General features: G+C 38.5%; 10 protein-coding genes. 9 read left to right on the plus strand and 1 reads right to left on the minus strand.

From position 1 onward, the window contains the following. From I2I13_RS20510 to I2I13_RS20540, 7 genes are all read left to right on the plus strand, one after another. A complete protein-coding gene (locus tag I2I13_RS20510; RefSeq protein ID WP_195650369.1) occupies positions 1-1,572 on the plus strand; it encodes a SusD/RagB family nutrient-binding outer membrane lipoprotein in 1,572 nt (523 codons plus the stop codon). A gap of 25 nt (positions 1,573-1,597) precedes the next feature. Beyond that, on the plus strand, positions 1,598-2,734 hold the full coding sequence (locus I2I13_RS20515; RefSeq protein WP_148366788.1) for a glycoside hydrolase family 18: 1,137 nt from the start codon (positions 1,598-1,600) through the stop codon (positions 2,732-2,734). 31 nt (positions 2,735-2,765) lie between these two features. Next, on the plus strand, positions 2,766-3,899 hold the full coding sequence (locus I2I13_RS20520; RefSeq protein WP_148366787.1) for a DUF1735 and LamG domain-containing protein: 1,134 nt from the start codon (positions 2,766-2,768) through the stop codon (positions 3,897-3,899). 158 nt (positions 3,900-4,057) lie between these two features. Next, positions 4,058-6,241 carry a DUF4838 domain-containing protein gene (locus I2I13_RS20525; protein WP_195650370.1) on the plus strand — a complete coding sequence of 728 codons (2,184 nt, stop codon included), beginning with the start codon at positions 4,058-4,060 and terminating at the stop codon, positions 6,239-6,241. Positions 6,242-6,339: 98 nt separating this feature from the next. Further along, entirely contained in the window at positions 6,340-7,665 is a 1,326-nt protein-coding gene (locus I2I13_RS20530; RefSeq protein WP_195650371.1) for an MFS transporter, read from the plus strand. A 20-nt stretch (positions 7,666-7,685) separates the two neighbouring features. Beyond that, positions 7,686-8,654 (plus strand): 1,4-beta-mannosyl-N-acetylglucosamine phosphorylase, encoded by a 969-nt coding sequence (locus I2I13_RS20535; protein ID WP_117933585.1) that lies wholly within the window; start codon positions 7,686-7,688, stop codon positions 8,652-8,654. Positions 8,655-8,661: 7 nt separating this feature from the next. Then, the gene (locus I2I13_RS20540; RefSeq protein WP_148366784.1) at positions 8,662-10,935 is read left to right on the plus strand and encodes a GH92 family glycosyl hydrolase; all 2,274 of its coding nucleotides are present in this window, start codon (positions 8,662-8,664) and stop codon (positions 10,933-10,935) included. A gap of 93 nt (positions 10,936-11,028) precedes the next feature. On the opposite strand, the gene I2I13_RS20545 is transcribed toward I2I13_RS20540, so the two are convergent. Then, entirely contained in the window at positions 11,029-11,199 is a 171-nt protein-coding gene (locus tag I2I13_RS20545; RefSeq protein ID WP_165860938.1) for a hypothetical protein, read from the minus strand. A gap of 36 nt (positions 11,200-11,235) precedes the next feature. On the opposite strand from I2I13_RS20545, the gene I2I13_RS20550 reads away from it, so the two are divergent. Together I2I13_RS20550 and I2I13_RS20555 are read left to right on the plus strand one after the other, a co-directional pair. Continuing rightward, positions 11,236-12,123, plus strand: coding sequence for a sugar phosphate isomerase/epimerase family protein (locus tag I2I13_RS20550; RefSeq protein ID WP_165860939.1), 888 nt, complete (start codon positions 11,236-11,238; stop codon positions 12,121-12,123). 179 nt (positions 12,124-12,302) lie between these two features. Further along, the gene (locus I2I13_RS20555; protein ID WP_195650372.1) at positions 12,303-13,826 is read left to right on the plus strand and encodes a DUF4992 family lipoprotein; all 1,524 of its coding nucleotides are present in this window, start codon (positions 12,303-12,305) and stop codon (positions 13,824-13,826) included. Positions 13,827-13,831 lie beyond the last annotated feature (5 nt).

Below are 13,831 nucleotides of genomic sequence, written 5' to 3' on the forward strand. Positions count from 1 at the left end.
ATGAAAAAAATCAAGATAATCAAGACTGTAAGCGTGGCAGCTTTTACTACTACTCTGCTATTCGCTTCGTGTACGGGAAACTTTGATGAATTAAATACACATCCAACGGACGTGTATCCAGAGGATATGACTCCGACAGAGCGGGTAGGTACGTTGTTTGTGTCTATGACTCGTTTATTGAATGCCTGCCAGGAAAATAACAGTCAGCACACCGAACAAATGGTGGGACAGTATGGCGGGTATTTCGCGACAACTGCTCCTTGGAATGGCACTAATTTCGGAACATTCAATCCTAGTGCCGACTGGGTAGATGTTCCTTACAAAGATATGTTTACGGAATTTTATCCAAATTTCCAGACAATAAAAGAATCTACCGGGGGTACCGGGTATATTTATGCGTGGGCATCTATTCTTCGGGTAGGCGTTATGCTTCGTGTTGCCGATATTTATGGTCCTATTCCTTATTCAGAAATGGGAAAAGGAGAATTTCAGGTGGCATACGATGATTTGAAAACACTCTATCATAATATGTTTGATGATTTGACACGTAGTATTAATGTGCTTTCGGCTTTTGTTCAAGAAAATGAAGGAAAAGAAGTGCCTGTTGCCGAATATGATATCATATATAATGGTGATTTTAGCAAATGGATCAAATATGCTAATTCTTTGAAACTTCGCATGGCTGTGCGTATTGCCTCTAATACTGAAGATACGGAATATGCTAAACAAATGATGGCGGAAGCGATTAACGGGGGAGTAATAGAATCTAATGAGGATAATGCCTTTTTCCCCTCTATGCCATATAATCCGTTCTGGATCGCTTCTGATTGGGGTGACTTAGCTATCAATGCGACACTTTCCGCATACATGAATGGATATAATGATCCGCGTATTAGCAAATATATGAATACCTCGACTTCATATAGAGAGTATCGTGGTGTACGTATGGGCATTAAAGATACAAGTAAAAGTGTTGAAGGTAGTGCCGCAAGGTATTCCAAACCAGCTGTTACAGAAGCTTCTCCTATGCCGGTTTTCTATGCGGCAGAAACATATTTCTTGAAAGCGGAAGCAGCTTTACAGGGATGGATTGCAGGTGGAGCAGTAGCGGCTAAGAGTTACTATGAACAGGGCATTCAGGTTTCAATGAATCAACATGGTGTAGAGATTGGTGATTACCTTTCAAGCACAGTTGTTCCTCAAGGGTATACAGATCGATGGAATTCTCAAAACAATATTTCATTTACTGATGTACCTACTGTTGCGTGGGAAAACGGAAGTAATAAGCTCCAGAAGATTATTACTCAAAAATGGATTGCCAACTATCCATTGGGAATTGAAGCTTGGTGTGATTATCGTCGTACCGGCTATCCTGAGCTGTTCACTGCACGTGACAATCTAAGCTCTGTTGGCTATATAGGTGACATTGATAGTAAACGTATGGTTCGCCGTTTGCCATATCCTACAACAGAAAAATCCAGTAATTCTGCTAATGTATCGGCAGCTATTGCAACGATGTTAGGTGGTCCGGACACTGGAGCTACGGATTTGTGGTGGGCAAAAAAGAACTAATTTTTAACCTGATAAAATATAGAATATGAATATAAAGCATATAAAGAATGCATTAGGATTTGCATTTGCCGCAACATTCTTCGTTGGATGTACGGATGTGGAATCTATTAATGATGTTGATTTGAATCAAACCGTCAAGACTGATGAATATTTTGCTGCTTTGCGTAAATGGAAAGAGACACCGGGCCTTCCACAAGTGTTTGTATGGTTCGACAATTGGACGGGAACTTCTCCTACCGGTGAAAATAGCTTGAGAGGTTTGCCTGATTCCGTAACCATTGCTTCCAACTGGGGGGGACATCCGAAATTTGAATTGACTCCGGAACGAAAGGCTGATATGGAATATGTGCAAAAAGTGAAAGGTACAAAGGTGGTCGTTACTTTATTTTCTCAAAACATTGGCGATGACCTTCCGGATAAAGAAATTTATCACGAAGCCGGAACTAGCAGTGATCCGGAAAAAGTAAGACCTGCAATTAAAGCCTATGCCGAAGATCTTTACAGAGCTTGTCTCGAATGTGGCTATGATGGCTATGATTGGGACTATGAACCGGGTGGTGGAATGGGAGTAGGTCCGCTTTGGTCAAATAAAGTACAGAGAACCATCTTTGTAGAGGAACTCTCTTATTGGTTTGGACATGGTGCTATGGATCCTAATCGCGATCGTGGAGACCGTCCTATGCCAGAGAAACGTCTCCTTTTCTTAATTGACGGTGAGGTCGGAATCCGAACCGGTATGGATAAAGAATGGCTTTCATATTATGTAGACTATTTTGTATTGCAGGCTTATGGTGGAATGGCAGATTACAGAATGACGGGAGTGTTACGTGATATGGATGATTGGATACAGCAAGGGATTATCACTCCGGATGAAATTGTCCGCAGAACCATAGCAACCGAAAATTTTGAATCCTATGCCAATTCTGGAGGAGGATTCCTCGGTATGTCAAATTACGTATATAAAAGTACTTATACTGTTAATGGAAAACCTTATGAGATAGATCAATTGATTGGCGGATGTGGTCTTTATAGGGTAGGATTTGACTATGCACAGGGTAAGGGTGATTATGATGGCTCACCGGAATATTACTTCTTACGCCAGGGAATTACGAATATATACAGAAATTTCTATGATCGCATGAATGCGGTTAGTGAGGAATAATGATTAAATGAATTTTATAAGAATGAAAATTATGAAATATATCTATTTATCAAGTCTTATGATTGTATTGTCAGCATTCTTTCTTACAGGATGTGAGAATGCAGAATACAAGGTACAGGCAAATAGTCTTTACATAACAGATGCAGCTGGTACAGACATTGCCACTACTGTTACTATGGATGACGGTGCAGACATTAACGTTGTCGTGCGTTTGGCCCAAAAAGTTGAGGAAGACGTAGAAGTGGAAATTCAGTTCTCTCCTGAATTATTGGCCGAGTACAATGAAACCAGCGGTACAGAATATGAAGTGTTGCCCGAAAATATGCTTCCGAAGAATGCTACAGTGACGATTCCGGCAGGTGAAATTAGTGCCAGTTATCGACTTCATGTAGATGATTTTGTGACTAATGGTATCACTTATGCCATTCCTCTCACATTAGGAAATGTTCTAAAAGGTGATATTCCAAAATCAAAAGTTCAGAGTAGATTCATTTATGTATTGGCAAAACCTTTGAATGTTTCCGTTCCAGTATTACGTGGTAATGCCGGAAATGTAACAACATTGCCTGAAACAGATTGGGGTATTACGGTGGATGCATGGACATTGGAAGCTTGGGTACGTATGGATGGTTATAGTATAAATAACCAAGCTATTTTCACATCCGGCAGTAATGATCATGAAATTTATATCCGTTTTGGGGATGCTAATAGACCATACAATTATCTACAGATAAAGTCCTTGGGAGGACAGAAACAAACAGCTAGTGATTTGGAGGCAAATACTTGGTATCATTGGGCTTTCGTTTATAATGGAACAACACTTACTATTTATAGAAATGGAAAACAAGATACATTCTTTGATCCTCCTGCACCAAAAGGTGGAAACGTTCGTTTTGATTTTATGAAAATAGTTGATAGTGGTAGCTATTTCCGTAATAATTGTGCTATGAGCCAGGTTCGTCTGTGGAAAGTAGCGCGTACAGAATCGGAGATCGTGAACAATATGTATTTTGAGGTAAATCCTAAGAATCCGAATTTGATAGCTCTTTGGCCAATGGATGAAGGAGATGGCACTTCCTTTAGAGATGCAACAGGCAACGGACATGATGCAACTTCTAATGGTGCTCTTCAAAAGTGGGAACATAATATCAGATTTGATAAATAGAATGTACTAGGTAAATAATTTATATAAAAGAGAAGGATGTGTCCAGTTTAGGGCATATCCTTTTTTTTATATGTTAAAGTATTCATAAATTATTAGAACTTTATTCTTCTGAACTGTATTTATAATAAATACTCGTATAAACTTAATTTCTAACAAACATGAAACATTGGTTATTATCTGTTTTGCTGATGGTATGTAGTACTGTTTCAGCACAAATAACACTAGTAAAAGATGGCAAGAGTAATGCTCGTATCATTGTGCAGGACAAAATGCCAAATAGTAAGACATCAGCGGAGCTCTTACAACATTTTCTCTATCATATTTCGAAAAGCAGGCTTCCTATTGAATATGATAAAACGCCTCGGAAAGGAGATATACTGATTGGCGGTCAAACTCCGCAAACAGTGACGGAAGATGGTTTCTCTATCTCTACTCAAGACGGTATTTTAAGAATATCAGGAAAAGAAAAAGGAGTTGTATATGGAGTTGTCACTTTGTTGGAACAATATCTGGGAGTTGATTATTGGGGAGAGAATGAATACTCTTTTACTCCTCAAAAGACGGTGATCTTGCCTCTAATTAATAAAGTCGAAAACCCGGCCTTTCGTTATCGTCAGACACAATGTTATGCTATCCGTACAGATTCTATTTATAAGTGGTGGAATCGTTTAGAGGAACCAAATGAAGTATTTGCTGCCGGTTATTGGGTACATACATTTGACAAGCTTCTGCCTTCATCTGTTTATGGGAAAGAACATCCGGAGTATTATTCTTATTTTAAAGGAAAACGTCATCCGGGAAAAGCCAGTCAGTGGTGTTTGAGTAATCCGGAAGTTTTTGAGATTGTAGCTCAACGTGTTGACTCTATTTTCAAAGCTAATCCCGATAAACATATCATGTCCGTTAGTCAGAATGATGGTAATTATACGAATTGCACCTGTGATGATTGTAAGGCAATTGATGATTATGAAGGGGCACTATCGGGAAGTGTGATTACTTTTCTGAATAAGTTGGCAGCTCGTTTTCCGGATAAGGAGTTTTCTACATTGGCTTATCTGTATACGATGAATCCACCGAAGCATGTGAAGCCTTTGCCGAATGTGAATATTATGTTGTGTGATATTGACTGCGATCGTGAGGTAACCTTGACAGAGAATGCTTCGGGAAAGGAATTTGTGAAAGCCATGGAGGGATGGTCTAAAATAACCAATAATATTTTCGTATGGGATTATGGTATTAATTTTGATAATTATCTGGCCCCTTTTCCTAACTTCCATATTTTACAGGATAATATCCGTCTTTTCAAGAAGAATCATGCCACTATGCATTTCTCTCAAATAGCGGGGAGCAGGGGAGGAGATTTTGCCGAACTTCGTGCCTATTTAGTATCGAAGTTAATGTGGAATCCCGAAGCTAATGTAGATTCTTTGATGCAACATTTCCTACATGGATATTATGGTGAAGCTGCGCCACATCTTTATCAATACATAAAGGTTATGGAAGGTGCATTAATAGGTAGCGGACAGAGATTATGGATTTATGATTCTCCTGTATCACATAAATATGGCATGTTGAAGCCTGCTTTGATGCGTCGTTATAATCATTTATTTGATTTGGCCGAAAAGGCTGTCGCAACAGAGCCGGATTTCTTGAAGCGAGTTCAACGGGCGCGTCTGCCAATTCAGTATTCAGAACTGGAGATCGCACGGACAGAGACTGAAAAAGACTTGGCAGATATAAATAAGAAGTTGGATCTTTTTGAGGAACGTGTGAAAGAGTTTCAAGTCCCGACCTTGAATGAGCGTTCCAATTCACCGATAGACTACTGTAAATTGTATCGGGAACGTTACATGCCACAAAAGGAGAATAGTCTGGCTTTGGGAGCAAAGGTTACTTATATAACTCCCCCTACCGGAAAATATGCAGCGTTAGGAAAGACTGCATTGGTTGACGGTTTGTTTGGTGGAGCAACCTTTGTTGATAGTTGGATTGGTTGGGAAGGAACGGATGGTGCATTTGTTATAGATTTAGGTGAAACGAAAGAAATACGTAGTGTGGAAACGGATTTTCTTCATCAAATAGGGGCATGGATTCTTTTCCCTTTAAAGGTGGTTTATTCGTATACTGATGACGGTGAGCATTATACACATTGGAAAACGATTGATTTGCCGGAAGAGCGTACGGGGGAGGTGAAATTCCGTGGAGTCAAGGCAGAGTCAGTTGAACCGGTAAAAGCTCGTTATGTAAAAGTAGAAGTTACCGGGACGAAAGAATGCCCGACTTGGCATTACGGTGTAGGACATCCTTCGTGGTTCTTTATAGACGAAGTGATAATAAAATAAAAAAAGTAGGGGGGAGACGTTAGTAGTTTCCCCCTTTTAGTTGTATTATATATAGATGGGTTAGAAAAATGGATTTTTTCATCTATATACTATGATTTATGCAACAGAATAAAACTGCTTCTCAACGAAACACTATTAGCCCGGCTTGCTGGGTGCCTACCGCTTATTTTGCAATGGGACTTCCCTTTATTGCTATTAATTTGGTTTCCGTTTTCATGTTTAAGGATCTGGGAATTTCGGATACGCAAATTGCATTCTGGACTTCTCTAATTATGATGCCTTGGACATTGAAGTTCTTGTGGAGCCCTTTTCTTGAAATGTATAAAACGAAAAAATTCTTCGTATTAATTACAGAATTGTTGAGCGGTGTACTGTTTGGAGTAGTAGCCTTTTCTTTGTTCTTCGATTATTTTTTCGCTATAAGTATCTCTACGATGGCAGTGATAGCTTTTAGTGGAGCCACACACGATATTGCTTGTGATGGTGTATATATGGCTGAATTGAACAAAGAAGATCAGGCAAAATATATCGGAGTGCAAGGTGCTTTTTATAATGTAGCCAAATTGGTCGCTAATGGAGGATTGGTTGCTATGGCAGGAGCATTGGCAGAACATTTTGGAGCGATAGAAGGTGCTTCAATAGATGCTAATAAAGGGGCATATTCATCTGCATGGATGATTATTTTCGGCGTGATTGCTGCAATAATGGTACTGATCGGTATTTATCATATCAGAATCTTGCCTTCTACACAAGTGCCCGTAACAACTAAAAAGACGACTTCGGAAATAAAAAAAGAATTGATAGCAGTAATAGGGAATTTCTTTACTAAGAAACATATTTTCTATTACATCGCTTTTATTATCTTGTATCGACTGGCAGAAGGATTTATCATGAAAATAGCTCCGCTGTTTTTGCGTGCTTCAAGAGATGTAGGTGGTTTAGGATTGTCATTAACCGAGATCGGTACGCTGAATGGTATCTTTGGTTCTGCAGCTTTCGTTCTAGGTTCATTGTTGGCAGGAATTTATGTCTCTAAGTTCGGACTAAAAAAGACACTATTCACTCTCTGTTGTATTTTTAATCTTCCGTTCGTAGCCTATACTTTTTTGGCAGTTGCACAGCCTACTAATGTATATCTAATCGGAACTTGTATAACAATGGAATATTTTGGTTATGGTTTTGGCTTTGTCGGACTGACGTTGTTTATGATGCAACAGATTGCTCCAGGAAAACATCAAATGTCGCATTATGCATTTGCTTCAGGAATCATGAACCTGGGAGTGATGCTTCCGGGAATGGTGAGCGGTTATCTTAGCGACTTGCTTGGGTATCGAAATTTCTTTATTTATGTATTAATTGCAACTATTCCAGCTTTCCTGATTACTTATTTCATCCCTTTCACGTATGATGATTCAAAAAAATAATAATATAAAAAATAACGATTATGAATAAAATTCAAATTCCTTGGGAAGATCGTCCTGTCGGATGTACGGACGTTATGTGGCGTTACTCACAAAATCCGGTTATCGGACGTTATCATATTCCTTCATCTAATAGTATATTCAATAGTGCTGTTGTTCCTTTTGAGGATGGTTTTGCCGGTGTATTCCGTTGTGATAACAAAGCGGTGCAAATGAATATCTTCACAGGTTTCAGTAAGGATGGTATTCATTGGGATATCAATCATGAACCTATCCAGTTTAAGGCTGGTAATACAGAAATGATTGAGTCGGAATATAAATATGATCCCCGTGTTACATGGATTGAAGATCGCTATTGGGTGACTTGGTGCAATGGTTATCATGGTCCTACAATTGGTATTGCATACACTTTTGACTTTAAGGAATTTTTCCAATGTGAGAATGCATTCCTGCCCTTCAACCGTAATGGCGTACTTTTCCCACAGAAAATTGATGGCAAGTATGCGATGTTAAGTCGCCCGAGTGACAATGGACATACTCCGTTCGGTGATATATATATCAGTTATAGCCCGGATATGAAATATTGGGGTGAACATCGCTGTGTAATGAAAGTGACTCCTTTCCCGGAAAGTGCTTGGCAGTGTACGAAGATTGGTGCAGGATCAGTGCCTTTCCTCACTGACGAAGGCTGGTTGCTGTTTTATCATGGCGTTATTACTACCTGCAACGGTTTCCGTTATGCTATGGGAGCTGCTATACTAGATAAAGATCATCCGGAAAAAGTCCTTTACCGTACACGTGAATACCTGATTGGTCCGGCTGCTCCTTATGAACTTCAAGGTGATGTTCCCAATGTGGTATTCCCTTGTGCTGCTTTGCAGGATGGTGAACGTGTGGCTGTTTATTATGGTGCAGCAGATACGGTGGTAGGTATGGCTTTCGGATATATAAAAGAGATTATCGATTTTACTAAACGAACGAGTATCATTTAATTAAGATATGAAACGTATTATATTAACTTACACACTTGCTTTTTCCCTTCTTTCCGCTTATGCGGGGGAAGGGGGAAGCCCTCCCCTAAAAAATACGGATAAAAGTCTTTTGATAGATTATGTAGATCCTTTTATCGGAACTACTAATTTCGGGACTACCAATCCCGGAGCGATTTGTCCGAATGGTATGATGTCTGTGGTTCCTTTCAATGTGATGGGATCTTCTGAAAATACCTATGATAAAGACGCCCGGTGGTGGTCTACGCCTTATGAATATACAAACTGTTTCTTTACCGGATATGCTCATGTGAATTTGAGTGGAGTCGGTTGTCCGGAATTAGGTTCTTTATTACTGATGCCTACTACCGGAGAATTGAATGTGGATTATAAAGAATATGGTAGTAAGTATAAGGATGAACAGGCTTCACCGGGTTATTATTCTAATTATCTGACTAAATATAATGTAAAAACGGAAGTCTCGGCTACTCCGCGTACCGGCATTGCCCGTTTTACTTTTCCAAAAGGAAAAAGTCATATATTGTTGAATTTAGGTGAAGGATTAACGAATGAGAGTGGTGCCATGCTTCGTCGTGTAAGCGATTGTGAGGTGGAAGGAGTCAAATTGCTTGGTACATTCTGTTATAACCCTCAAGCTGTATTTCCTATTTACTTTGTATTACGAGTTAAAAAGAGCCCTTCTGCAACAGGGTATTGGAAGAAACAACGTGCGATGACGGGTGTTGAGGCTGAATGGGATCCGGATCAGGGAAAATATAAACTTTATACTCGCTACGGAAAAGAAATAGCAGGAGATGACATCGGTACTTATTTCTCCTTCGACACAGAAGAAGGTGAACAGGTAGAAGTACAAATGGGAGTTTCTTTTGTAAGTATAGAAAATGCCCGGTTGAATCTGAATCGTGAACAGGCTGGAAAGAATTTCGAGCAGATTCATGCTGAAGCACGCTCCAAATGGAATGATGACTTATCACGTATAACTGTAGAAGGTGGTACGGATGCTCAAAAGACTGTATTTTATACAGCACTTTACCATTTGCTGATTCATCCTAATATTTTGCAGGATGTAAACGGAGAATATCCGGCAATGGAAAGTGATAAGATTCTGACAACAAAAGGAGATCGCTATACTGTCTTTTCTCTTTGGGATACTTACCGCAATGTTCATCAATTGTTGACTTTGGTTTATCCGGAACGTCAGATGGAAATGGTACGTACAATGCTTGATATGTATCGTGAACATGGATGGTTGCCTAAGTGGGAGTTATATGGCAGGGAAACATTGACAATGGAAGGTGACCCGAGTATTCCGGTGATTGTAGATACCTGGATGAAAGGTTTGCGTGATTTTGATGTTGATCTGGCTTATGAAGCAATGTACAAGTCTGCTACGTTACCGGGAGCGGAAAACTTGATGCGTCCCGATAATGATGATTATATGTCCAAGGGATATGTGCCCCTTCGCGAACAGTATGACAATTCTGTATCTCATGCATTGGAATATTATATTGCCGATTTTGCACTATCCCGTTTTGCAGAGGCTTTAGGCAAAAAGAAAGATGCAGAGATGTTCTACAAGCGTTCTTTAGGATATAAACATTATTATAGCAAAGAATTTGGTACTTTCCGTCCGATTCTTCCTGATGGAACATTTTACAGTCCGTTCAATCCGAGACAAGGAGAGAACTTTGAACCGAATCCCGGTTTCCATGAAGGTAATTCCTGGAATTATACATTCTATGTGCCACATGATGTGTATGGTCTGGCAAAACTAATGGGTGGGAAGAAACCTTTTATTGATAAGCTACAAATGGTTTTTGACGAAGGGCTTTATGACCCGGCAAATGAACCGGATATTGCTTATGCCCATTTATTCTCATACTTTAAAGGTGAAGAATGGCGCACACAGAAAGAGACGCAACGTTTAATAGACAAGTACTTTACTACCAAACCTGATGGTATCCCGGGAAACGATGATACGGGAACGATGTCTTCTTGGGCTATTTTCAATATGATTGGTTTTTATCCTGATTGTCCCGGACTGCCTGAATACACATTGACGACTCCGGTTTTTAATAAGGTAACGATTCGGTTAGATCCGAAATGGTATAAAGAGAAAGAGTTAATTATTGAAGCTAATCGCACTCAACCAGGAACTTTATATATTGATAAGGTACTGCTGAATGGCAAAAAGTTCAATAAATATCATATCACACATGATGAACTTGTTCACGGCAAATATTTAAAATTTGAATTGAAATAACACACAGTGTTTCATAGGTATCGTTTTTGGGTTGACAGGGCTGTCGGACTTTTATGGTCCGGCAGCCTATTTTTTTTACATTTACTTTTATTATTACTTCTCGGAAAATAGCGACGCCATATGCTCGGGATAGTGACGGTATCCGGCTATGATAGCGTCACTATTTCTTCCGGATACCGTCATTATCTTATTTTCATTAGGCCACATTCTGCCACATTTATAGTTATTCTCTGTTTTATAGGTGATTACAAAAATCTCTTTCATACGTCTACTATGTAAATTGTAGGCAATAAGATGAAAATAAGAAGAAATTTATTCAAACATATCCTTTGGATATTAATACTTGCAGAGTGTTTCCCTCTATTAGCGATTGCCGGATCGCAGCAAAAGGAACAACGTTATAAAATAGCTGTATGTGACTGGATGATTTTGAAGCGTCAGAAAATCGGTTCATTTCAATTGGTACACGAATTGAATGGTGACGGCGTTGAGTTGGATATGGGTGGCCTTGGCAAGAGAGAAATGTTTGATAACAAATTGCGGGAACCTCATTTTCAGCAACTGTTTCGTGAAACTGCTCAAAAATATCAATTAGAGGTTTCTTCCATTGCTATGTCCGGTTTCTACGGGCAGTCTTTTCTGGAACGTGCTAATTATAAAGAGTTGGTTCAAGACTGCCTTCATGCAATGAAAGTAATGAATACTAAAGTAGCTTTTCTTCCTTTGGGGGGAATCGAAACTGGATGGGAAAAGAATCCGGCACTTCGAACTGAAGTTGTAAAACGTTTGAAGGAGATGGGAGATATGGCTGCTTCTGAAGGAGTAGTTATCGGCATTGAAACTCAACTGGATGCTAAAGGAGATGTGAAACTGCTGAAAGAAATTAATTCTCCGGGAATCAAGATCTATTTTAAATTTCAAAATGCATTGGAGAATGGAAGGGATTTATGTAAGGAATTGAAAATTCTGGGGAAAAAGAATATTTGCCAGATTCACTGTACGGATACAGATGGAGTGACTCTACCTTTTAATGAACGATTGGACATGAATAAGGTGAAAAAGACTTTGGACAAGATGGGATGGAGTGGATGGCTAGTAGTAGAACGTTCACGTGATAAGGATGATGTACGAAACGTGAAGAAGAATTATGGCACGAATATTAAGTATTTGAAAGAAGTGTTTCAGTAAAGATAGGAGGATGATTATGATATAGTTAATATTACAAGGAGAGAGAGAAAAAAGCGCAAAATCTATTTTTTATCCTTTTAAGTGATTACATATTTTTTGATTGTACGTCTTTCCTTAAAAAGAACTTTTGGATTTTGAAGATATAATATATTATTTTTGTTTAAATTAAAATTTAATCTATGAAGAGTAAGATGAAGATTAAAATGAAGATTGCCGGGAAGTTATGGGGCTTATCAGCAATTCTTTTATTTGTTTCTTGTGCTAAAGGTTTTAACGATAATGAAACCTTTTCTGGAGGTGTGACAAATACACAGTTAGAATCGCCCATTCTCGACGATAATAGCTTTTCAACTTTGACAAACTCTGATGGCTCGGAAAGTGTAAAGATAACATGGCCAGTAGTTATGGGAGCAGGAGGATATTTGCTTAATGTATCTCTTATAGAAGATCCGGCAGATCCTACAGTAACTGCAGAAAATCCTATAGTTGTGATGCAGGATAGTATTGTAGATGGTTCGTCTGTCGTTTTTACGAAAACGGAAGATGCCACCTATAAAATAAAGATTAAGACTCTTGGAAATGAAAAACTGAATAATAAGGAAGCGCAAGAGAGCACTGATTTTAAATATGTAGCATTGGTACCTGCTACAACAATTCCTGTAGGGGAAGATATAGCAGAGTATATTAATAATCAATTGAAAGATAGTGATAAAGAGCAAGCTTTTGCTTTAGAAGCTGGTAAAGCTTATGTCCTGAATGGTGTAGTTGATTTTAGATTGAATGTGATAACGCTTCGTAGTACTGATAAAGAGAATCGACCAATAGTAAAAATTGGTGCTAATGGAGGATTGGTAACGCAAGCTGGATTGAAAATTAAATTTATCAATTTTGATTGCTCGGAAATGACTGGAGCTGGTTTTTTGACTCTTAGTGGGGAACCAAGTGAAACGATCTCAATAAAGAGCTTAGGTTATGATAAGGATGAAGCTAATCAAGATGGTTATATCATCAATAAACCTGTAATTATTCAAGAATGTAATATCAAAAACCTACAAAATAGCTTGCTTTATGGCAATAAGAAACCATGGACTTTACGTGATTTCCGTATAACGGATTGTATCGTACAAATGAATAATTCTGGTTCTAATGGGGTTATTAATTTATATGGTGCTACAGGTACAATTAAAGATATGACAATAAAGAACTGTACATTCTATAATTTAGTAAAAAATAGTTCAGCTTATTTTATTCGTTATCAAAACAACTCACAACCTTGGAAATATTTTGGAAAGAGCGATAATACTTCAACTCATATTATTATTAATAATACATTTTGCAAAACATTTTCAAATAAAGATTTTGGTAATAATATACCTAATGATAAGACTTCAATAACCCAGAAGGTTGAATATAATATATTCTATGATGTATATCGTTTATATCAATATCTTCAAAGTAATAATAAGAAATCAACTGTTGGTAATACTATTTGGGGAGTTGATGGTGGAACTCCTAACGGTAATGATACAGGAGGACGAAAAGATGATAATGGAAATCCGTTTGCTACACTTGAAGACCCAGAGTTCGTAGGTCCTTTCTTACAGGAATTGGACTTATCACAAATTAACGGTGGTGTTAATTTTGAGCCTAAGGGTGCAGAAGCTGTAAAAAATAAAAGTGGTGATCCTCGTTGGTATAAATAAATATA

Source organism: Bacteroides sp. D55t1_190419_B8, from assembly GCF_015558905.1.
GTDB classification, from domain to species: Bacteria; Bacteroidota; Bacteroidia; order Bacteroidales; family Bacteroidaceae; genus Bacteroides; species Bacteroides vicugnae.

What these genes read in the sequence shown, in the direction of transcription:
- I2I13_RS20535 (WP_117933585.1), top strand. Translation starts at nt 7,686, where the DNA reads ATGAATAAAATTCAAATTCCTTGGGAAGATCGTCCTGTCGGATGTACG.
- I2I13_RS20525 (WP_195650370.1), top strand. Translation starts at nt 4,058, where the DNA reads ATGAAACATTGGTTATTATCTGTTTTGCTGATGGTATGTAGTACTGTT.
- I2I13_RS20520 (WP_148366787.1), top strand. Translation starts at nt 2,766, where the DNA reads ATGAAATATATCTATTTATCAAGTCTTATGATTGTATTGTCAGCATTC.
- I2I13_RS20530 (WP_195650371.1), top strand. Translation starts at nt 6,340, where the DNA reads ATGCAACAGAATAAAACTGCTTCTCAACGAAACACTATTAGCCCGGCT.
- I2I13_RS20545 (WP_165860938.1), bottom strand. Translation starts at nt 11,199, where the DNA reads ATGAAAGAGATTTTTGTAATCACCTATAAAACAGAGAATAACTATAAA.
- I2I13_RS20515 (WP_148366788.1), top strand. Translation starts at nt 1,598, where the DNA reads ATGAATATAAAGCATATAAAGAATGCATTAGGATTTGCATTTGCCGCA.
- I2I13_RS20510 (WP_195650369.1), top strand. Translation starts at nt 1, where the DNA reads ATGAAAAAAATCAAGATAATCAAGACTGTAAGCGTGGCAGCTTTTACT.
- I2I13_RS20555 (WP_195650372.1), top strand. Translation starts at nt 12,303, where the DNA reads ATGAAGAGTAAGATGAAGATTAAAATGAAGATTGCCGGGAAGTTATGG.
- I2I13_RS20540 (WP_148366784.1), top strand. Translation starts at nt 8,662, where the DNA reads ATGAAACGTATTATATTAACTTACACACTTGCTTTTTCCCTTCTTTCC.